General features: G+C 39.6%; 20 protein-coding genes. 16 read left to right on the forward strand and 4 right to left on the reverse strand.

All coding sequences use genetic code 11. From position 1 onward, the window contains the following. Positions 1-129: 129 nt before the first annotated feature. From CCK98_RS12995 to CCK98_RS13005, 3 genes are all read right to left on the reverse strand, one after another. On the reverse strand, positions 130-696 hold the full coding sequence (locus CCK98_RS12995) for an RNA polymerase sigma factor (protein WP_088086979.1): 567 nt from the start codon (positions 694-696) through the stop codon (positions 130-132). A 160-nt stretch (positions 697-856) separates the two neighbouring features. After that, positions 857-2,131 carry an MFS transporter gene (locus tag CCK98_RS13000; protein WP_088086980.1) on the reverse strand — a complete coding sequence of 425 codons (1,275 nt, stop codon included), beginning with the start codon at positions 2,129-2,131 and terminating at the stop codon, positions 857-859. Next, positions 2,128-3,453, reverse strand: a complete 1,326-nt coding sequence (locus tag CCK98_RS13005) for an ectonucleotide pyrophosphatase/phosphodiesterase (RefSeq protein ID WP_088086981.1) — start codon at positions 3,451-3,453, stop codon at positions 2,128-2,130. The genes CCK98_RS13000 and CCK98_RS13005 overlap by 4 nt, the downstream gene beginning before the upstream one ends. A 171-nt stretch (positions 3,454-3,624) precedes the next feature. Between CCK98_RS13005 and CCK98_RS13010 the strand changes: the two genes are divergently transcribed. The 9 genes from CCK98_RS13010 to CCK98_RS13050 all read left to right on the forward strand — a co-directional run bounded on the left by CCK98_RS13010 (position 3,625) and on the right by CCK98_RS13050 (position 14,035). Beyond that, the gene (locus CCK98_RS13010) at positions 3,625-4,539 is read left to right on the forward strand and encodes an alpha/beta hydrolase (RefSeq protein ID WP_088086982.1); all 915 of its coding nucleotides are present in this window, start codon (positions 3,625-3,627) and stop codon (positions 4,537-4,539) included. A 230-nt stretch (positions 4,540-4,769) separates the two neighbouring features. Beyond that, entirely contained in the window at positions 4,770-5,798 is a 1,029-nt protein-coding gene (locus CCK98_RS13015) for a tripartite tricarboxylate transporter substrate binding protein (RefSeq protein WP_088086983.1), read from the forward strand. A 93-nt stretch (positions 5,799-5,891) separates the two neighbouring features. Next, positions 5,892-6,344 (forward strand): tripartite tricarboxylate transporter TctB family protein, encoded by a 453-nt coding sequence (locus CCK98_RS13020; protein ID WP_088086984.1) that lies wholly within the window; start codon positions 5,892-5,894, stop codon positions 6,342-6,344. 56 nt (positions 6,345-6,400) lie between these two features. Continuing rightward, entirely contained in the window at positions 6,401-7,927 is a 1,527-nt protein-coding gene (locus CCK98_RS13025) for a tripartite tricarboxylate transporter permease (RefSeq protein ID WP_088086985.1), read from the forward strand. An 81-nt stretch (positions 7,928-8,008) separates the two neighbouring features. Further along, positions 8,009-9,634 (forward strand): sensor histidine kinase, encoded by a 1,626-nt coding sequence (locus CCK98_RS13030; RefSeq protein WP_088086986.1) that lies wholly within the window; start codon positions 8,009-8,011, stop codon positions 9,632-9,634. Beyond that, positions 9,597-10,325 carry a response regulator gene (locus CCK98_RS13035; RefSeq protein ID WP_088086987.1) on the forward strand — a complete coding sequence of 243 codons (729 nt, stop codon included), beginning with the start codon at positions 9,597-9,599 and terminating at the stop codon, positions 10,323-10,325. The genes CCK98_RS13030 and CCK98_RS13035 overlap by 38 nt, the downstream gene beginning before the upstream one ends. Before the next feature lie 307 nt (positions 10,326-10,632). Beyond that, positions 10,633-11,994, forward strand: coding sequence for an IS1182 family transposase (locus tag CCK98_RS13040; protein ID WP_088085959.1), 1,362 nt, complete (start codon positions 10,633-10,635; stop codon positions 11,992-11,994). 314 nt (positions 11,995-12,308) lie between these two features. Then, entirely contained in the window at positions 12,309-12,803 is a 495-nt protein-coding gene (locus tag CCK98_RS13045; RefSeq protein ID WP_088086988.1) for a flavodoxin domain-containing protein, read from the forward strand. 200 nt (positions 12,804-13,003) lie between these two features. Beyond that, positions 13,004-14,035, forward strand: a complete 1,032-nt coding sequence (locus CCK98_RS13050; RefSeq protein ID WP_088086989.1) for an ATP-grasp domain-containing protein — start codon at positions 13,004-13,006, stop codon at positions 14,033-14,035. Between the two features lie 68 nt (positions 14,036-14,103). Here the strand turns inward: CCK98_RS13050 and CCK98_RS13055 are convergent, their stop codons facing one another. Then, entirely contained in the window at positions 14,104-14,478 is a 375-nt protein-coding gene (locus CCK98_RS13055) for a nucleotide excision repair endonuclease (protein ID WP_088086990.1), read from the reverse strand. Positions 14,479-14,811: 333 nt separating this feature from the next. On the opposite strand from CCK98_RS13055, the gene CCK98_RS13060 reads away from it, so the two are divergent. The 7 genes from CCK98_RS13060 (at position 14,812) to CCK98_RS13090 (ending at position 22,049) form a co-directional block, all read left to right on the forward strand. Further along, on the forward strand, positions 14,812-15,393 hold the full coding sequence (locus CCK98_RS13060) for a TerD family protein (protein WP_088086991.1): 582 nt from the start codon (positions 14,812-14,814) through the stop codon (positions 15,391-15,393). 143 nt (positions 15,394-15,536) lie between these two features. Next, positions 15,537-15,932, forward strand: coding sequence for a hypothetical protein (locus CCK98_RS13065; protein WP_088086992.1), 396 nt, complete (start codon positions 15,537-15,539; stop codon positions 15,930-15,932). Positions 15,933-16,012: 80 nt separating this feature from the next. Further along, entirely contained in the window at positions 16,013-17,521 is a 1,509-nt protein-coding gene (locus tag CCK98_RS13070; RefSeq protein WP_088086993.1) for a helix-turn-helix domain-containing protein, read from the forward strand. Between the two features lie 35 nt (positions 17,522-17,556). Continuing rightward, positions 17,557-17,835 carry a hypothetical protein gene (locus CCK98_RS13075; protein ID WP_142292150.1) on the forward strand — a complete coding sequence of 93 codons (279 nt, stop codon included), beginning with the start codon at positions 17,557-17,559 and terminating at the stop codon, positions 17,833-17,835. Between the two features lie 253 nt (positions 17,836-18,088). After that, complete coding sequence (gene hutU, locus CCK98_RS13080) at positions 18,089-19,762, forward strand: urocanate hydratase (RefSeq protein WP_088086995.1); 1,674 nt, start codon at positions 18,089-18,091, stop codon at positions 19,760-19,762. Between the two features lie 21 nt (positions 19,763-19,783). Continuing rightward, on the forward strand, positions 19,784-21,076 hold the full coding sequence (gene hutI, locus CCK98_RS13085; RefSeq protein ID WP_088086996.1) for an imidazolonepropionase: 1,293 nt from the start codon (positions 19,784-19,786) through the stop codon (positions 21,074-21,076). Further along, positions 21,054-22,049: an agmatinase family protein gene (locus CCK98_RS13090; RefSeq protein WP_088086997.1), complete on the forward strand. Its 996-nt coding sequence runs from the start codon at positions 21,054-21,056 to the stop codon at positions 22,047-22,049. The genes hutI and CCK98_RS13090 overlap by 23 nt, the downstream gene beginning before the upstream one ends. Positions 22,050-22,269 lie beyond the last annotated feature (220 nt).

Genomic DNA, 22,269 nt, shown 5'->3' on the forward strand with positions numbered 1-22,269 from the left:
TCTTTTTGACAAGACGAACAATTCAAAAGGTGCCTTTCCATCCTAATCCGTTCTTCGTTAGTAGTTTCACTTATCAAGTAAGAGACTAATTCATTGGAAAATGAACAGTTGCTATTTAAACTCATATTTTCATTCCCCCATTTCCACGACAACGTGTTTCCGCAAAACCTTCAGAGTCTGATGCAGCCTGCTTTTTATTGTGCCGATTGGTTCCTTATTCATTTCTGCAATTTCACTAAGCGTGTATCCTTCCCAATATAACCACTGGATTAGTTCGATTTGATTTTTTGATAGATATTGATAGGCTTTCTGTATTTGTTCTCGGACGAGCTTGCGTGATAAAATCTCTGCGGGATTGGAGGATTGATGACCGGGAATCTGCTCCAATTGTTCTTGGTCTATTGAGACGATTGCTTGTTCCTTTTTTTCCTTGCGGTGATGATCAATCGTGATATTACGAGTGATTGTTAGAAGCCAATTGACGAAATGTCCCTTTTCCGGGTTATAACCGGTCTCCGTCGTCCATACTCGTGTAAAGACAGTTTGTACAATCACTCTAGCTTTGTCTGCATCCTTTGTTGATTTGATAACGAAGGAGTATACCAGTTTAATATAGCGGTCATATAATTCTTCTAAAGCCGGACGATGCTTAACTTTAATTAAAAGCATTAACTCGGCATCACTCAATTTTTGCATAAAAAAGGCAGTCCTCCTGTTCATTTCCTGATCCCTATACATAAATAAACGAATTTACAAGAAAATCGGTTTTAATTTTATATAGAAATTTTGAAAGATTATTGGTGTCAGGCACCATTTTAGTAAAAAAAATAGACCTCAAGATGAGGTCTTGAAATTTTTATTGAGAAATAGAATTTGATTGTGATATGGAGGTTGACTCCGGTACGCGAAGGAGGAGGATGCCTCCAATGATGAAAAGAACAATTAAGCTAAACACACCGCTGTTGGTATTTCCGGTTATCTGTGCGGTGAATCCAACAAGGAATGGCCCTAAAATAGCTGCAAATTTATAAAAAATACTATAGAAGCCAAAGAACTCATTGGCGTTTTCTTTTGGAACTAGTTTCGCAAAGTAGGAGCGGCTTAGGGCCTGGATTCCACCTTGGGAGGAGGCAACGAGCATCGCCAAAATCCAAAAATCTAACGTAGTTTTTAAGAAATAAGCATACGTACAAATGATGATATAAACAAAAATTCCAACTAGCAGCATCGTTTTGCCTTTAAATTTATCGGCAAGCTTTCCAAATAAAATCGCGAATGGTGCAGCAACTACTTGTGTCGCAAACAAGATAATGAGTAGGTTAGTGGAAGTTATTCCTAGGTCAGATCCGTATGCTGTAGACATGGTAATAATCGTATTCACTCCGTCAATATAAAAGAAATAGGCAATTAAAAACAGAAACAGTGGACGGTACAATTTAATCTTCCTAAATGTTTTAACAAGCTGTTTAAAGCCATTGGAAATGGGATTTGGAACGGATTCTTTATAATAAACCTGTTTGACATTTTTTAGCATCGGAATCGTGAATAAGCCCCACCATAAGGCGGTAATCGCAAAAGCCGCTTTACTTGCAACCGTAACAGATATTGGGAGGATGTTTTGCTGCGATAATATAATCAGAGCAATGCTGATAATAAAGGGGATTGTACTTCCGATATACCCCATTGCATAGCCTTTTGATGAAATCTGGTTCATCCTCTCCTCAGTCGTTACATCGACAAGAAAAGCATCATAGAAAATATTTGTTCCGCCAAAACCAATCACGGTAATCATGTAACAAATTAATAAAAATAGCCATTGATTACTAGGTACGACAGCAAGCAGCAAGGTAAATACAATTCCTAATGAAAAGAAAAAGGTAAAAAATCGTTTCTTAAACCCCTTGAAATCCCCAATACTTCCTAAAATAGGTGCACAAATCGATATAAGCAGGGTGGCAAACGAATTAGCATAGCCCCAATAGGCAGTGGAAGTGGAAGCTTCAAGTCCCGCCTCGGTAGCTGCTGCTTTAAAATAAAGCGGAAAGATTGCGGTTGTGATTAGGATCGAATAAGCAGAGTTTGCCCAATCATATAACGCCCAGCTCTTTTCTTGCTTTGACATCCGACTCATAGATTTTCCCCCTTTTCATTCTTCAACATTTCTTCTATCGTCCTTCCATCTGTCTGGCCTAAATTTACTCCTAGAAGCCTTGCAAATGTTGGACCTTCATCAATGAGACGGATAGAAGGCAGGGTGATTGATTTTATCCCTTTTCCAGCTGCCATAAAAATGGTTCCATAATTTTCTTTCTCAGGTGAATAGCCATGACAGGCCAAGGTGTATTTATGATCCGCGTTTACGTCCTCCTTCGTGATCGTTTTGATGAACTCCCCTTCGAAGTCTTCTAAAAAGAAAAATCCTCTTTGGGCTTCAACCATAAAGGAACATGTTCCATCTGCGCCTTTTTCAGCCGCTTGTTCCCCTGTGAGAACGTTTTCAATCCCGTTTTTAGGATCAACATGTAAGGAATCTAGCAATCGTCTTACGGTATCCTGTGTGGCGAAATCTTGTTTGTCTTTAATGTAAATATATGCAGAGCCATCACAACTTTTACAATATGCCTTCCAATTAATTATTTTTCCTTTTCCATAAGTGGTGATCAGATTTCGGTCATGAAAAAGAACATTTAGGTTGACGGCTTTATTTTCATCTAATGCACTATGATCACCTAGTGCAACCACAGTGGAATTCTCATAGATACCGCTTTCCTTTAAGGCCTCGATAATTCTGCCAAGTCGGCTATTGTGGCGGTCGATTGCCGCGAGTGCTTCCTCCGAAGAAAAACCATGGTAATGCCGCTGGGTATCTAAATCCGTAAAGTGGACCATCAATAAATTCGGCTTCTTGGTTTTAATGGTATCGACGGTTGACTCCAAGACGAAGTCATCCAATTCCGGTTGACTAAGGCCTTTTCGGATATGCCCGTAACGTTTATTTAGATCCCACTGAAAGCGGGGACTTCCACTCATCAGTGAAACAAGAATTTGATTATGCCAAGGGCGGTTCGCAAAAATTTCGGGCATATTATAGTCAATTTTTGCTTTGGCTGTTACTGGCCATAATAAAGCAGCTGTAGTCATATTTGCCTTTCTTACTTCGTCATACAAGGTTGTTCCTCGAATACAATTTCTGAACCAGTTCCAATCAGGAGAAACCATGCCTGGCTGTAGAAGTGTGTTATTAATTACACCGTGGCGGTTCGGATAATTACCAGTGACAATCGTTGCATGACAAGGATAAGTGACGGAAGGGTAAATGGATTCGACTTTTTCTACATAGGTCCCATTTTTTAATAGGGTTTGAAAGTGTGGTAGTTCTTTTAACTTAGGAAAATCTAAGGCTGAAAGGCAATCAAATGAAATGATAATTAAATGGTCAGTCAGTCGTTTCATAAATTGGAAAACCTCCGAAAATATCTACCTCTTACTACAATTGTACTACAGGTAGGCGGAAATGGAAGAATGGTTACAGAATATTTACAATATTGTTGAAAGCATTGATTTAATAGAAGGTTTTTCTAGTATAATGATATTAGCAAATTCTGGATTAATGGGGGTAAGTAGATGCCAAGTATCCGAAGCTATTTTTTTGAAAAAGGGATTAAACTTTCGGTAAAAAGAGCATTAAAGAAGGGGATATCAGACCTGGCGAAGGATGAACAGCGGCAGATGCTCGACACGGCTGCAAGAAAACTGGGAAAACTCCCAAAAAACTGCCAGGTTGAGCAACTTGAAATTGAAGGCTTGTACGCTGAGTGGCTTACTTCCAAAGACATCTTAGAAGATAGGGTGATCCTTTATTTACACGGTGGTGGTTATGCATTTTGCTCAGCCAATACCCACCGCCCACTAGCGGCTCGAATTGGGAAAGCGGCGGGTGTAAAGGTGTTATTTCCGGAGTATCGTCTAGCACCGGAGCATCCATTCCCAGCTGCAATCGAGGATGCTGTTACCGTGTACCGCTGGCTATTGCGACAAGGTTATGATTCCTCCAAGATTATTTTGGCAGGAGATTCTGCAGGAGGTGGCTTAAGCATTGCTGCCACTTTGGTCTTAAGGGATCAAAATGAACCGTTACCGGCGGCCATTATTTGTCTTTCTCCTTGGGTCGATTTAACCAGCAGCGGGGAAAGTTACCGTAAAAACAAGGAAGTTGATCCCTATTTAAGTGTGCAAGGTGTAAGGGATGCAGCACTAATGTATGCGGGGAATGAGAATTCCCTCAACCATCCGCTCGTATCACCTGTCTTTGCAGACTTGACCGGGCTTCCGCCATTATTCATCCAAGCAGGGAATCATGAGATCTTGCAAAGCGATGCAGAATTGCTCGCCACACAAGCACGTCATGCAGGTGTTGATGTCACTTTTAAAGTATGGGACAAGATGTGGCATGTCTGGCAAATTAGTGGTGATACTTTACCTGAAGCGAAAAAGGCTGTAAGTGAAATAGGGAATTACCTAAAGAAAACCTTCCAATAATTTTTTTAAGCATACCTTGGCCAGATATTGGGTCCAAGTTATAAACGAAAATCTGAGAACTCCTGAGATCCTGAATCAGGAGTTCTTTCACGTGTTGATAACAATAATTCAACCTATGAACTTTATGAACAAAATGGTAGTTAAGTTTTTAATGCTGTTTAAATGAATAATCTATGAAAACCTCAAAATTTTTGTAAAATTAAGAAAACGTTTACAAAGGGGGAAATGAAATGTTTTCTATCAAAAGAATTTCAGCAGTAATGTGTGCAGGAGCATTGGCATTAAGTTTGGGGGCTTGCAGCAGTAAGGAAACAGCGAGTACAAGTAAAAAAGAGGAAGGAACCGGTTATCCAACAAAGGCTATTAGTGTCATTGCACCATCAGGAGCAGGTGGTGGCTGGGATTTAACAGCCCGCTCGTTTACAAAAGTGTTAAATGAAACAAAGCTAGTTAAGCAGCCGCTAACAGTTGAGAACAAGCCTGGGGGCGGAGGGGCAGTTTTTATGGCCGAATATGCAACCCAGCAAGTGGAAAATAATGACATGCTGTTTGTCAATTCACCGCCGATTATTATCAACAATTTAAAGAAAGAAGGAAACAGTCCGTACGGTTATAAGAATACCACACCATTAGCACAACTTACGAAAGACTATGGAGCAATAGTTGTTAAAGCCGATTCCAAATTTAAAGATTTAAAATCGGTTTTGGAAGAAGTAAAGAAGGATCCTAGTAAGTTGACTTTTGCTGGTGGCTCAGCACCAGGTTCGATGGATCATTTAGTTTCCATTTTACCAGCCTATAAATATGGGGTTGACCCAACCAAAATTAAATACGTTTCCTATGATGGCGGTGGCGAAGCGATTACCGCATTACTTGGAGGAAACGCAGATGTAATTGGGACGGATGCCTCTAGTGTAAAAGAGTTTCTTAAGGCTGGCAAAGTAAGGGTGCTGGCGATTACATCCACTGAACGCTTATCAGGTGACTTTAAAGATGTTCCAACAGCGAAGGAACAAGGTGTCGATGCAGAATTTACGATTTGGCGTGGTGTATTTGGTCCAGAAAAAATGTCCGAAGAAGCAAAAGGTTATTGGGAAAAAACCATTGATAAATTAGTTCAATCATCTGAATGGAAAAAAGAAGTCGAGACACAAGGCTGGGAATTAGAGTATAAAAATGGGGCAGATTTTAAAAAGTTTTTAGAAGATCAGGAATCACAAGTACAACAATTATTAGAAGCATTAGGAATGCAGAAGTAGAAGTAGAAGTAGAAGTAGAAGTAATCCAAGAGGGAAGGAACGACTTTCTCCTTCCCTTTCATTTTAAAAACGCACGGATTGGGGGGATTGCGGATGGACATTAAATTTGATCGCATCGCTGCTATAGTGTTTCTAGCTGTAGGAGTCCTATTTATTATCGGAAGCAGAAGTATTGCAAGCTCTTCGTATGGAAGTGTAGTCGGTCCAGATATTTTTCCATTTTTTCTGGGGGTTTTGCTGACGATCTTAAGTATTCGCTTATTTTATGAAACCTTTAATGGAAAAACGCAGGAAAAGAAAAAAGAAAAATTGCAGTATAAGCCTTTTTTAATCATATTGGCAGCCACATTAATCTATATTTTGACGCTAGAATCAGTTGGTTATGTGATCACAACATTTTTATTTCTTTTTGTCTGCTTTCAGACAATGGAACGTGCTAAATGGCTGACCTCACTAATAATCGCTGGATGTTTTTCGGGCCTTGTCTATTTCATATTTGTCGAAATATTAAAAGGAACGCTTCCAGGCTGGCCAATTTGGTTTTAGTCAATTAAGTTATGGTGTCAGGCACCATGTTTCTTGGAAGGAAAGGGGGATATGTAATGAATACTCTTGATTATTTGATGCACGGATTCGGTTCGGCACTTATTTGGTATAATTTACTTTTTGCATTTGTTGGAGTTTTGATTGGGACAGCCGTTGGGGTGTTACCGGGGATTGGTCCGATGAGCGGCGTTGCTTTGCTTATTCCTGTTACCGCTTCCATTACGGGAGGACTTCCTCCTGAACAAGCCGCAACTAGTGCCATCATTCTACTCGCTGGTGTCTACTACGGAGCCATGTATGGTGGATCAACCACTTCTATTCTATTAAATACTCCTGGCGAGTCATCGTCAGTAGTGACAACATTAGATGGTTATCAGATGGCAAAGAAAGGACGAGCGGGTAGTGCGTTATCGATTGCGGCAATTGGGTCGTTTGTGGCTGGAATCTTCACGTTGGTCGCACTAATTGCCTTAGCGGAACCATTGTCAAATCTAGCACTTAAATTTGGTCCTGCTGAATATTTCTCTCTGATGCTCTTAGGACTAGGCGCTGTTAGCGGATTGGCAGGAAAGTCCGTTACGAAAGCCTTAATTATGACGGTAAGTGGGCTGCTCCTTGCTACGATCGGAATTGACAATGTTTCTGGGATAGGCCGTTTTACCTTTGATATCCCTTGGTTATACCAAGGGATTGAATTCTTGACCATTGCCGTAGGTTTGTTTGCCCTTGGCGAGGTGTTTAAGACAATCTTAGAAAAAGATGAAGAAGATACACAAATGGCAAAGATTAATAATTTACTGCCTTCAAAAGAAGAGTTGAAAGAATCGGCTGGACCGATCGCCAGAGGATCCATCTTAGGTTTTTTTATCGGGATTTTACCCGGAGCAGGGGCTACTCTAGCATCCTTTTTTTCTTACATTTTAGAAAAGAAGATCTCCAAAGACCCCTCAAAATTTGGAACTGGAGCGATTGCTGGTGTGGCAGCACCAGAATCTGCGAATAATGCCGCATCAGGTGGAGCGATGATCCCATTGTTAACATTAGGAATTCCGGGCTCCGGCACAACTGCCATCCTGATGGGGGCACTGATGATGTATAACGTACAGCCAGGTCCGTTATTATTCGAAGATCATCCCCAGGTTGCATGGGGGTTGATTGCGAGTATGTTTATTGGAAATATCATGCTGTTAATACTCAACCTCCCGCTTGTTAAGGTATTTGCAAAAATCATTCAGACACCCAAGCAATATTTGATTCCAATCATTATTGCCATCTCTATTTTCGGAGTTTATGCGGTTCAAGTTTCGATTAATGATCTGTTGCTTCTATTAGGATGCGGTTTAGTTGGCTACTTTCTTAATAAACATGATTACCCGATTGCACCATTGGTGTTAGGACTTGTACTAGGTCCAATGATTGAGAATAACCTGCGAAGAGCCTTAACGATTTCAAATGGAGATTTTGGACCCTTTTTCACACGTCCTATCTCATTAAGTTTCTTAATTATGACCGTTCTTTGGTTGGTTATTCCGGTCATAATGAAGATGAGAGGAAAAAATGTCGTTATTAACGAAGAAGGATAATCTTTTTAAAGTTCTGATTATTGCAAAAAACCCCTTTTTTTAAGGGGTTTTTTTCTATATGATAAATGTAGAGGTGTTTGTATGCGATTACATACGAAATTAATGTTAGGTATTTTTATATTAATCCTCCTAATTGGCGGGGTTTTTGAAATAACTTTTAAAAATATTATGGAATCCAATCTTAAGCACGAAAAAGGGACGAAGGCCTTATCGGTGGCACAGTCCATCTCAAATATGCCAGATATTCAAAAAGCCTTTTCTAGTTCCAATCCTGCTGCTAGTATACAACCGATCGCAGAAAAAATTAGAAAACAGGTTGGAGCGGAATTTATTGTTATCGGGAATCGAAAGGAGATTCGCTATTCACATCCAGACCCGAACCGATTAGGACAAAAAATGGTTGGCGGAGATAATGATCGAGTCTTTAAAGGAGAATCGGTTATCTCAGAATCGATTGGAACCCTTGGGCCTTCCTTGAGAGGAAAAGCACCCATATTTAGTGATGGCGAAGTTATTGGAGTGGTTTCAGTAGGATATCTTCAAACGGATATTAATAAAGAAGTTTCAAAGATTAGAAGAAAAATCTTTATGGTAACAATGATTATATTACTGGGAGGATTACTAGCCGCATTATTAATCTCCTTAAATATTAAGAGAGCGATTTTCGGACTAGAACCAAAAGAAATAGCTTGGATGTACCAGGAGAAACATGCCATATTAGAATCCATCCATGAAGGAATTATCGCTGTCGATACGAATGGGCGAATAACTGTAGTCAATGAAACCGCACATAAATTTCTTAATGTTCCGAAAGAGGTCCTTCTCCGTGGAAAAAGAATTGAAGATGTACTTGAAAATACGCATCTATATGAAGTTGTTCGAACGGGTCTTGCGGAGTATGATCGGGAATTTGCCATTTTTGGAGAGGTATTTTTGGTTAATCGTATTCCTATTTTTAATAAAAAGGGAGAAGTAATTGGAGCAGTTGCTAGCTTCAGAAACAAGTCAGAGCTTTCCAATCTGATTCAGGAATTGTCCCATGTAAAAGCATATGCTGAAGGACTAAGGGCACAGACACATGAATATTCCAATCGTCTTTACACACTTCTTGGCTTGATTCAGCTTGGTTCTTATAAAGAAGCGATTGATTTTATTTCAAGGGAAGTGGATGTCGCGCAAGGTTTCATAAGCTTCCTAATGAAGGAAATTCCTGACCCGATCATTGCCGGTTTTATTTTAGGTAAGGTCAGTTTATCGAGCGAGTTAAAAATCAATTTTACAATAGACCGAGAGAGCAGCTTTATGGATGTTCCAGCGGAAATCAGTAGGGATACGTTAGTCACAATTATAGGTAACCTTGTCAATAATGCCTTCGATGCTGTAAGAGAAAATGGTAAGGAAGAAAAAAGAGTTTCTTTGTTTTTAACTGACCTGGGAAAAGAATTGATTATTGAAATAGAAGATAACGGCAAAGGCATTGACCCGATCCTTAGTGAACAAATTTTTCAAGATGGATTTTCAACGAAAAACCGTCAAAGCAATGCGGGGATTGGGTTAAGTCTTGTTAAGAAAGCCATAAAGGACTTAGGGGGATATATCACCTTTTCCTCGAATGAAGGAGCAGGGACCATTTTCACAGTAGCGATACCAAAAAGCAGGGGGTGTTTGAATGAAGCAGAACCCGGATATAGAAGTGTTAATTGTTGAGGATGACTTACGAATTGCAGAAATTCAAAAACGATTTATTGAACAGATTGCTGGTTTTCAAACGATAGGAATTGCGGCAAGTTATCAAGAAGCAAAGACCTATATTGATCTACTACAGCCAGACCTTCTCTTGCTGGATGTATATTTTCCAGACATGAATGGAATTGATTTACTTAAAGAAACAAAGCAGCAAAATAAACAAATGGATGTAATCATGATTACAGCCACAAAAGAGATTCATAAGGTTCAAGAGGCAATTAGTATAGGTGTGTTTGATTATATCATTAAACCAGTGATTTTCGAGAGATTCAAACAATCATTGCTTAGGTATCAGGAATTTCATACCAAGCTAGTTGAATTGAGGAATGAAAATCTTCATGTCACCCAAAAACAGGTGGACAAGCTGCTGCGAAAAGAAATTGATCGATCCCTTAGCGAGAAAGCTTATTTGCCGAAGGGAATTGATCCGCTTACACTTGAAAAGGTTTTGGATGTCCTGTCGAAAGTCGACTTCGGATTAACAGCAGAATTTGTCGCCAAAGAAATAGGCGTAAGCAGGACAACAGCAAGAAGGTATCTTGAACATCTCATGTCAGAGGAAAAAATTGCAGCAGATTTAGCTTACGGATCGGTGGGCCGTCCTGAACGTGTCTATTTGGTTAGAGGTGCATCCAAACAGCATAATCACTAAAAAGGAAGAAGGCTCTAATGGAGAGCCTTCCAGACTGTCGACAAATCCGAAAAACTTGGGTTTGCCGGCAGTCTTTTTTATGTCTTTGTTAAATTGTTTGTTGATTTGCGCTCCAGGCGCTTCGCTTTCCGCGGGCGTAGCGGGGAGCCTCCTCGGCGCTTAAGCGCCTGCGGGGTCTCCCCTGCTCCGTACTCCCGCAGGAGTCTTCGCGCCTTCCGCTCCAATCAACAAGTTTTAAAATCAATAATGACCTTTAAATCAGTCCTTTGTATAATTAAGATACAGACATATAGATGAGGTGGATGAAATGCTAACTAAAAATACACAGATGAATCGTGATCAAATAGAAATGATAGCTTTAGAACAAGTTGTACCCGCGAACCACTTGGTTCGTAAGATAGAAGCTGCTATTGATTTTTCATTTATCTATTCACTTGTTCAAGATATGTACTCATCTGAACGGGGACGTCCGAGTATTGACCCTGTGGTATTGATAAAGATGGCTTTCATTCAATATACCTTCGGTATTCGCTCTATGCGTCAAACCATTGCAGAAATCGAAACGAATATGGCATATCGTTGGTTTCTCGGCTTTGGTTTTTATGATAAGGTACCTCACTTTTCAACGTTTGGTAAAAACTACGAGCGACGCTTTAAGGATACTGATTTATTTGAACAGATATTCTATCGTATTTTAAAGGAAGCCTCAGAAAAGAAATTGATTAGTAGCGAGCACGTATTTATTGATTCTACACATGTTAAAGCTAGTGCAAATAAGCGTAAATTTGAAAAGAAAGTAGTTCGAAAGGAATCGAAGGTTTATGAAACACGTCTACAAGAAGAGATTAATAAAGACCGGGATGATCACGGAAAAAAGCCATTTCCTCCAGATAAATTTGAAAAAGAAGAATTAAAGGAAATTAAAGAAAGTACCACTGACCCAGAAAGTGGTTATTACGTAAAGGATGAGCGAACGAAACAGTTCGCATATTCATTTCATGCGGCTTCGGATCGAAATGGTTTTGTTTTGGGTGCAATTGTAACCCCGGGGAATATCCATGATAGCGTCATTTTCGAGCCACTACTTGAGAAGGTCATTGAAAAACACGGGAAACCTGAAGCTGTTGCTGCTGATGCTGGATACAAAACACCTGCTATTGCTCAATTCGTAATTGAAAATGATATGACTCCTGCATTACCATATACACGACCTCGTACGAAGGACGGTTATATGAAAAAACATGAGTATATTTATGATGAATACTACGATTGTTATATCTGTCCGCAAGGACAAATACTGAAATATGCAACGACGACGAAGAATGGAAAGCGTCAATACTTCTCTAATCCGTTTGAGTGCCAAAATTGTCCTTTACTTTCAGAATGCACGCAGAGTAAAGAACATAAAAAATTGATTGAGCGACATGTTTGGGAACATTACATAGAAGAAGCCGATCATCTTCGTCACACACAAGAAAATAAAAGCATTTACGCAAGACGTAAAGAAACGATTGAACGGGTCTTTGCGGATGCTAAGGAAAAGCATGGTATGCGTTGGACAACCTTAAGAGGCTTAAAAAAATTGTCCATGCAAGCGATGCTTACTTTTGCTGCCATGAACTTGAAAAAGATGGCCAGCTGGACGTGGAAAGGTCCAGAATTGGCGTAATAATAGTCAAAGGTAGGTCTAAATTTTGCTCTTATGAGCAAAAATCCAATAAAAAGGCATCCGAATGGGCTCATTCGAATGCCTTTTGTCTACAATCTGGAAGGCTCTAATGGAGAGCCTTCTTCTTCTTTATTTAAGAAGGCGGTGCCTGACACCATGTTGTACCTTTGTTTAATTGTAATAATATTGCCAATATTACCACAGGCGGGGATTGAATTTAGTTATATAATGAGATTAAATCTTCATACCCTACACGTTTGCAAGTAAATGTGGCGTTTTTTTTTGTAATGTAATATGAAGGAGGGGTAATTGACATGAAAAGTTTAATTGTGTATTGCTCGTCTCATGGTACTACAGAAAAAGCAGTAAGATTTTTAAGTGAAAGTCTTGAAGGGAAAGTTTTAGCAGTGGATTTGAAGCGGGACAAAGAAAAGTTCGATCTGTCAAATTTTGATACCGTTATCATTGGCGGCTCGATTCATGCAGGGAATATTCAACGAAAAATAAAACAATTTATAAGAAACAACCTAGAAACACTTTTGGAAAAAGACGTCGGTCTTTTCCTTTGCTGCATGTATGATGGCGAGACCGCCATCGAGCAATTTAATAATGCCTTTCCACAAGAATTGCGCAAAAATTCCGCCGCAATGGGGTTATTTGGCGGAGAATTTCTCATATCTGAAATGAACTTTCTAGAAAAACAAATTGTAAAAAAAGTGAGCGGTGCAACCATTGATCAATCCAATTTAGATTATGAGGCCATCAAGGAATTTGCGTCCAAATTAAATAATATAAAAAGTCTTGTTTAGTATCAGGTTATTAACTTGAAAATGGAATGAGAGCGTTTCTGCTTTTGCAGAACGTTTTTTTGTTGTTTTTTAAGGGCTTATAGACAATTTATTCGATGTCCCACATTGGAATATGAATTTTTTGTCAAATTTTGCTTATAAAAACAAGAAACAATGACTATAATGAAAGAGGTCTTAATACAATAAGGAAGAGGATTTAAATGAAAATTTGGTTTAACAGATGGTTTACAACGGTTTCCCATTATATTGATATGATCCGGTTCAATGGAGATAAGCGGAATTTTATCATTTATGGGACACATCCGAACAAAGATGCCCTTTATTTACAAAATTGTGATTACGCCTTTGTCGAGCCAGATATATCTGGTGAAGAATATATTGGTTTTTGTCTTGAATTTTGTCAGAAGCATGGGATCGATATTTTTGTCCCAAGGAAAGAAAATGTCCTCATCTCAAAAAGGCTTAATGAGTTTGAGGCTTTGGGTGTTAAAGTACTAGTTTGCCCTGAAGCAAAGTTGATGGAGACAATGGATAATAAAGCAGATACCTATCAACTTTTATCCAAAGGAGCAGCAGGATTTTTGATACCGGACTATTATGTCGTCAATAATCTTGAAGATTTTAAGAGGGCGTATGAAAAACTAAAGGAAAAAGGCCATACGGTTTGTTTTAAACCAGTGATTGGTGAAGGTGCCAATGGATTTCGGGTCATAATAGACCAAATTGTGTCCATTGACCAGTTTTTCAATCATGGAATTGGTTTCCGTATTCCCTATGCCCATGCCTGCGAAATTTTGAGCCAGCAAGATACCTTCCCTGACTTAATGGTGTTGGAATTTCTAGAAGGCAGAGAATATAGTATTGATTGTTTATCGTCCCATGAAAAGTTGTATGCTGCTATTCCTCGAATGAAGGGGGATGGACGAGTCAGGGAGCTTGTGGAACAGTCGGAACTCATTAAATTAGCACATGATTTTCATCACGAGTTCAGATTGCCTTATGTATTCAATATTCAGGTAAAATATAACAACAATGGTGTGCCGAAACTGTTGGAGATTAATCCGCGAATGAGCGGGGGAATGCACATTAGTTGCTTGTCAGGGATTAACTTGCCTTATCAAGCCATCAAGATTTTACTTGGTGAAGAGGTGGAAGTAGTCAAACCAAGGTTTGGAATTCGAGCAAGTCATATTGAGAAGGAAATGATTCTGAAATATGGCGATATTAGTTAAATAAATAAGCAAAAAAAGAAAAGAGCAGGTTTTTTGTATCTACCCGCTCTTTTCTCTATTAGGAAAGTTTATTTATAAAAAACTTTATCGATATTGTATTTTGCATGTAAGGTATTAATGATAAAGGTTTCATAGATTTCTCTCTCCATCGGATCTTCCACAACACATACTGCAATTCTATAAACTTCATCTCGATGTAATTTGATCGGCGAAACAGTATCTTCAAAATGTCTTTTTACGCGAGGGCGTAACTTCCTTGCTTTTCCAACAAATAGTAATTCGTCATTTGCGTTTGAAAATAGAATAATCCCGCCTTTGTCTCTAGGGATTTTATTGTAATCAGTAAATCCATAAACGCTGCTTAGCGGCGCCTCAATTTTTTCTCCAACTTGGTTCTTTTTCGTAATCACTATATCAGGATTAGGTATTTCAATTTTTATCATTAAGAAAATCGCTCCTTGCTTAAAATAAACGGTGTCCCCGTTTTGCTAACAGTTCATTATAGCACAAACTTTGTTAATTAGATTTGACTTTCTTATTTTAACCATTTTTCACTCCTCAAAACCAGTTGAGCAGAAACTATTTGATTATATTGGAGTGAGTAAATAAGGGTAGAAAAATATTCCTTATTTTTGTAAACTTAAGGAAAGTGTTGTAATTTTACTGATTTAATTATGTTCGTAAGGTAAATAATTCTTGGTAGGATTCGATTGTTATGAACTTTCTATTTATAATAGAAGGTGATATAAAATAATAAAATTAGAAAGGGTGTTTTTATGGCTATTTCATTGTCTAAAGGGCAAAAGGTTGATTTAACAAAAACAAATCCTGGTTTAACGAAAGTAGTTGTCGGTCTTGGCTGGGATACAAATCGTTATGACGGCGGGAAAGATTTCGATTTAGATGCAAGTATATTCTTATTAGGAGCAAATGGAAAAGTGACTTCTGAAAAGGATTTTGTGTTTTACAATCAGTTAGAGGGCGGAAATGGTTCCGTGGTACATACAGGTGATAACCGCACGGGAGAAGGTGACGGGGATGATGAGCAAGTAAAAGTTAACCTTAGCACTGTTCCTTCTCAAGTGGAGAAAATCTCGTTTGTTATTACGATTCATGATGCAGAAGCGCGCGGTCAGAATTTTGGACAGGTTTCTAATGCATTCTGCCGAATCGTAAACGAAGATTCAAACCAAGAAATCATTCGCTATGATTTAGGGGAGGATTTCTCCGTTGAAACCGCCATCATTGTAGGTGAATTATACCGACACAATGGTGAGTGGAAATTCTCTGCCGTAGGTTCTGGCTACCAAGGTGGACTAGCACGCATCGCAACAGACTTCGGCTTAAATGTAGGTTAAGATGTTGAAAGAAAAAAGGACAAAAAGGTCGATTGACCATTTTGTCCTTTTTTCTTTGTTTAGACTATCTAAATGGACAGGGTTTTTGGTTTGGGGTATTGTGGAGTTAACTATTTTATTTTGATTTGAGGATGGATTTTTTTATGAAATTTTTGTTTAAAACACAGGTTCTTTCAATTATTTTTGCAATCATTTGGGTTGTATGCCTCAATATATTAGCTTTTTTGGACCAGCCAGAACGTGCTCTCCAATACATCAATTGGTTTGTTTACGGATTTGCTGTATTGTTTGCAATCATTTCTTTTCTATTGACCAAATATGTAATAGGTCACTATTGGCTGGCAGTTCCTTTAGTGCTCGTCCCTTATCTCATCATTTACACACCATTTTTTAAGGGAATTATGTTAAGTCTAGTTAGTAAAAGCTACGGAATGATCATCAATTTTCTGTCGATATCAACAGGAACTATTTTTTTAATGGCTATTATAATTAGCCTGGTTTTCGGTATTATTTTCTCCAATCGGGGAAAAAAGGCGTAGTATTGGCCTCGAAGAAATTAAGTATTATGAGTACAGCCTATCGTTTTAAAAATTAATACGAAAGAAAGAGGGACATCACGATGGAAGGAAAGTGGTTGATTGCCGATCGCGATTTGAATGAACGTGAGGGATTGAAATGGCTGTTGAAAACGTCATCCATTCCTGTCACAAACATATTATTGGCTTCAAATTACCAGGAATTTGTCGTTAGGTTTGAACAAGAAAGGCCAGACGTTGTCTTAATCGAACTTGATATGATCTCCAAGGAGGATTGGACAACCTTCCGTGACCTGATGCAGATCTATGATCCGGTCTTACTGTTAACTTCCGCAGAAGGAACCTTTGAAAAAGCTCGACTTGCCATTGACATGCAAGCGTTAGATTTAATGATTAAACCTTTGTCGGCAACCAAGGTTACATCTTCTTTCCATAAATCCTCACGAAAACTTGGAACCAAAAATCAGGCAGACGGAATCCTTAGTCCCAAAACATATATGGAAATATCATATGAAGCTTTATTTATTTCTCAACCATCTTTATCAGAAAAATTTCATCTAGCGGCTTTTCAAACAGAAGGTATAGGTAAGATAAGTTCATTGCATTCTTTCTTAAGAGAATTTCCTTTCAAGGGTGTCCAAGGTATATTCGCAATGGACGATATGGTTGTGATTTTGTTTAAGGAAACGGGACATCAGTTAACAGAGCAGTGTCAAAAAGCAATGCGAAAATGGGAGGAGGAATTTTCTGACCCTCTTGCCATCGTTGTCCATAAAAGAAATTCTTCGGCAATGAGCTTGAATCAACAATACTTCCAAACCCGAAAAATGCTGGAGTTCACCTATTATAAAGGCTATCGCCAAGTAGCTGAATTTGAAAGCTCACCAGAATGGGTACATATTGACCCTTTTTTAGCCCCTCCTGAACAGAGAGCATGGGTCGACATGCTGACTAATACCGATTTAGAAAAAATAAAGAAGTGGCTGTACGAGGAATTTTTACAATTACAAGAACCATTTCCTGATCCAGGATTGGTTAGAATCCAGCTTACGAGTATCCTCGCCCAGGTTAGAAGATTTATGAAGACCAATAGCTTAGACGAGAACCAAAGCTATGAACTGGAGTACCGTTATATTTTCAATTCAATTTTGTACGATAAGGTCCTTTACCGTACTGTTCAAAATCTCATCTTATTTATTCAAAAATTGTTTATAGGTGCAGAGAATAGCACCAGAAATAATCAAGATCCGATTGAACGTGGCATATCATTTATGGAAACTCATTTTTCCAATAGTTCGCTCAGGCTCGAAGATGTGGCGCTGTATGTTGACCGAAATCCTTCCTATTTCAGCCATATGATGAACACTAAAACCGGTTCAAGCTTTACAGATGTATTGACGGCAATAAGAATGAAGGAAGCAAAACGCTTACTGATTGAAACGAACAAATCAATTAAAGAAATTTCAAACCTTGCAGGCTATCAAAATTCTAATTATTTTAGCCGGATGTTTAAGGAATTAGTAGGTACTTCACCGAGAGAATTTCGTATGAATAAAGCGAATATGTTTAAAAGCGAGAGGGAAACAGACTGATTTTTGTTAATTTATGAGGGGAGATGTGGGAAAAAATGAAGACAGTAATCATTATCTTGGTTTTATTTTTCCTGTTCATTTCATTACTTCAACTTTTTATTAATAGAAAATGGCAGCTGGTTTACACGGCGTTTGGACATGATCAATATTTTATGATTATTGCTAAGTTAAATGCTGCAGGAGTAAAATATAAAATCAAAACTCCTGTGAATTTTCACAATGACGCTGGGTTTAAGGATCAAACACAATATGATATTTTTGTAAAAAAAGATGAAGAACACAGGGCACATACCGCCCTCCAAAATAAAAATTAATACTTTGTTTGTGTTCCTTAAAATAAAGCCAGAATTGGACCCATCCGGAAAGTGATTGGGTTATTTTTTATGTAATAAAACCTAAAGATAATATCTAATTTATAAAGATATTATAGTTATAAGGACGAACTATCTAAAAAAAATCTGGTTCAAACGATAAATATTAGCTATTATCTAATGTTCCATTCGTATTTTTCAGAAGATTTTATTTTTATAATAAAAATATACCTAAAACAAAAAGGGAGTGGAAACAATGGAAACAAACACTGCGAAATCAAGAATCATTAAAAATTATAAAGGTACCGAATTACATGCAAAGGGCTGGATCCAGGAGGCGGCACTGCGCATGCTGATGAACAATCTCGATCAAGAGGTTGCCGAAAGACCGGAGGATTTAGTCGTTTATGGCGGAATTGGTAAGGCCGCTCGGAACTGGGAGTCTTATGATGCCATCGTGAAAACGCTCCTAGAATTGGAGAATGACGAAACGTTAATGATTCAATCTGGTAAGCCAGTGGCTGTTTGGAAATCGCATAAGGATGCACCGCGCGTGTTACTCGCCAACTCCAATTTGGTTCCGGCTTGGGCGAATTGGGAGCATTTCCACGAGTTAGATAAAAAGGGCTTGATGATGTATGGGCAAATGACAGCTGGCAGCTGGATTTATATCGGCAGCCAAGGAATTGTCCAGGGAACGTATGAAACATTTGCCGAGCTTGCCCGTCAGGAATTCGGAGGAACATTGAAACACACCATCACTCTAACAGCAGGTCTAGGCGGCATGGGTGGAGCACAGCCTTTATCCGTAACAATGAACGATGGGGTATGTATCGCAATTGATGTGGACGAGACAAGAATCGACCGCCGTATTGAAACCGCTTACCTTGATATTAAAACAAATGACCTTGAGGAAGCATTAAAAATGGCTCAAGAAGCAAAGGTTGCAGGTAAAGCATTATCGATTGGTTTATTAGGTAATGCAGCTGAAATTTTACCAATCATGATTGAAAAAGGCTTTAATCCAGATGTATTAACGGATCAAACATCTGCACACGACCCGCTCAATGGATATGTTCCAGTTGGTTTTACATTAGAAGAAGCGGCAACATTACGAAAAGAAAATCCAACTAAGTATGTAGAACTTTCAAAACAAAGCATGGCTGTACATGTGAAGTCAATGCTTACTATGCAACAAAAAGGTGCGGTAACGTTTGACTACGGTAACAACATTCGTCAAGTAGCGAAGGATGAAGGTGTGGAAAATGCATTTGATTTCCCTGGTTTCGTTCCCGCCTATATCCGTCCATTATTCTGCGAAGGAAAAGGTCCATTCCGCTGGGCAGCACTCTCGGGTGATCCAGAAGATATTCGCAAAATTGATGAAGCCTTGCTACGTGAGTATAAAGATGACGAACATCTTTGTAAATGGGTGAAGATGGCCCAAGAAAAAATCAGCTTCCAAGGCCTTCCAGCTCGGATTTGCTGGCTTGGATACGGTGACCGTGCTCGTTTTGGAAAGATTATCAATGATATGGTTGCTTCTGGAGAAGTTTCAGCACCAATCGTTATTGGTCGTGATCATCTAGATGCAGGCTCTGTTGCTTCACCAAACCGTGAAACTGAAGCCATGAGAGACGGAAGTGATGCCGTTTCTGACTGGCCAATTTTAAATGCGATGATTAATGCTGTTGGCGGCGCGAGCTGGGTTTCCTTACACCATGGCGGCGGGGTTGGCATGGGTTACTCTCAACATTCCGGTATGGTAATTGTTGCAGATGGTACAAAGGATGCGGAAATTCGCTTAGAACGTGTATTAACGACTGACCCTGGAATGGGCGTTGTGCGTCATGCCGATGCAGGGTATGAGATTGCGATTAAAACAGCAAAAGAGAAGGGCATCAAAATGCCAATGCTTAAGCAAGACTAAGACTGAGAGGATGGTAGATTAATGAGTACACCAATTTTTATTAGAAATGCCTCTCAACTTGTGACTTTACAAGGGAGTTCCGATGCTCCTCTTGTAAAGGGCGCGATGTCTGAGCTTGGCATTATTGAGAATGGCAGTGTTTGGATGGAAGAGGGAGTGATCAAAGCTGTCGGGACGGACGTAGAGCTGGTAGAAAAATACGCGGAGCGATTAGGTGAAGCGGAGGTAGTGGATGCAACTGGAAAACTGGTAACTCCAGGGCTAGTTGACCCGCACACACATCTTGTGTTTGCTGGCAGCAGAGAAAATGAGTTCAATATGCGCTTACAAGGTGCTACTTATATGGAAATCATGAACAGCGGCGGTGGAATCTATGCGACGACTAGACGGACGCAGTCTGCGACACATGAAGAGCTATTTCAAGAAAGCTTTGAGCGCTTGAATCAATTCCTGCGCCACGGTGTCACAACGGTTGAAGCGAAAAGTGGCTACGGGATGGAATGGGAAACGGAACTAAAGCAGCTGGAAGTGGCCCAACAGCTTAATGACAAGCATGTGATTGATGTTGTATCAACATTCATGGGAGCCCACGCTGTACCGAAAGAGTACAAACAAAATCCTGATAAGTTTGTAAGCTTGCTGATTGACGAAATGATTCCAAAGGTGGCAGAGCTCGGACTGGCAGAATTTAATGATGTTTTTTGTGAACATGGTGTTTTTACTCCAGAGCAATCGAAGCAAATTCTTGAAGCAGGCCTGCGATATGGCTTGATTCCGAAGATCCATGCGGATGAAATTGAGCCTTATGAAGGGGCAGAATTAGCGGCAGAGGTTGGCGCAATTTCGGCGGATCACTTATTAAAGGCTTCGGAAAAAGGTATGAAGGCAATGGCTGAAAAAGGTGTAGTTGGCGTGTTGCTTCCAGGAACAGCTTACTTTTTAATGGCAGAGTCTGCAAATGGCCGTAAAATGGTAGATTTGGGTGTACCGGTGGCACTATCGACAGATTGTAATCCCGGCTCATCACCAACTGTTTCACTGCCATTCATTATGAATCTAGGCTGTTTAAAAATGGGGATGACACCTGCAGAGGTGATTACTGCTACGACAATTAATGCTGCACATGCCATTAATCGAGGCAAAGAAATTGGCAGTTTAGAGGTCGAAAAAAAAGCAGATGTCACGATTTTTAACGTAGGGAATTATATGAAACTGCAATACTCTTATGGAGTGAATCATACGGATACCGTTGTGAAAAATGGACAGGTGGTTGTCAGGGGAGGTCAGTTAGTTGAAGAGCTTTCTCTATCCTAAACTGAATCCACCGAGTTTCACATGGGTGAGACCTGATGAAGGGGCAGAGGTTGCGAAGGTTCACGAGTGGATCCAACCTCTGACAGCTGCCTCGGATCCTGAAAAAAGCAAGGACACCGACTTTGTTATCGTCGGTGTTCCGCTGTCTCGCTCATCAATTAGTGCTTCGGGTGCCTCGGAATTTCCTGAGGCATTCCGGCGCTCGTGGCGGAGTTTTACTACTTATAACCTTGATGAGGATATCGATTTGTCGGAAATGACAGCTGTGGATGTTGGTGATGTGCCGATGCATGTCACGAATATCCAGCGGTGTCATGATAATATCATCGAAGCATCTGCTGCCCTTCATAAACATTTTGATGCCTCAAAGGTGTGTGCCATTGGCGGTGATCATTCGATAACAGCGATGATGGTCAAAGGTCTGCATCAAGTGAGGCCTAATGAAAAAATTGGCATCCTGCAATTTGATACCCATTTTGATTTAAGGGATATGACCGATAACGGCCCGTCCAACGGTACTCCAATGCGGAATTTAATTGAAAGCGGAGTAGTTGAGGGTAGTAATATGTACAACATCGGCCTGCATGGATTTTTTAATACAAAAGATTTGAAGAACTATGCTGATGAAAAAGGTGTCAACTATTTCACGCTTCGTGAATCTCGAAAAAAGGGGATTGAAGAAACGGTTGTTGCCTGTTTAGAAGCGCTTGCTTCAAAGGTGGATACCATTTATTTAACAGTCGATATGGATGTTCTTGATATTGCCTATGCTCCAGGGGTACCGGCCTCAACGCCGGGGGGCATGACAACAGCAGAACTGCTGGAAGGGGTACTAGCGGCAGCCAAGCATCCAAAAGTTAAAGCAATGGACATCGTCTGCCTTGACCCACTAAAAGACACACATGTACAGCCAACAGTAAAACTCGGCACACACGTATTTCTAACCTTTTTAACAGGTGTAATGCTTCGATAAAAAATTAATGGTGTCAGGCACCACAAAAAGACACTATTCAGCCAATGTCCACCTCGCGTGGACATTGGCTTTTTTAGTTAATCTCCAAATAATTTAGGGAAATTAAAGGATTTTGCCTTATTACTTTTAAATGATATAAAAAACTGCGGGGACCGCTGTAGCGAATAATTAAAAGTTTACTGACTTTTTCCCGACAGGATGAGTACATATTTGGATCTTT

This window comes from Bacillus sp. OV166 (assembly GCF_900177675.1).
Lineage (GTDB): Bacteria > Bacillota > Bacilli > Bacillales > Cytobacillaceae > Neobacillus.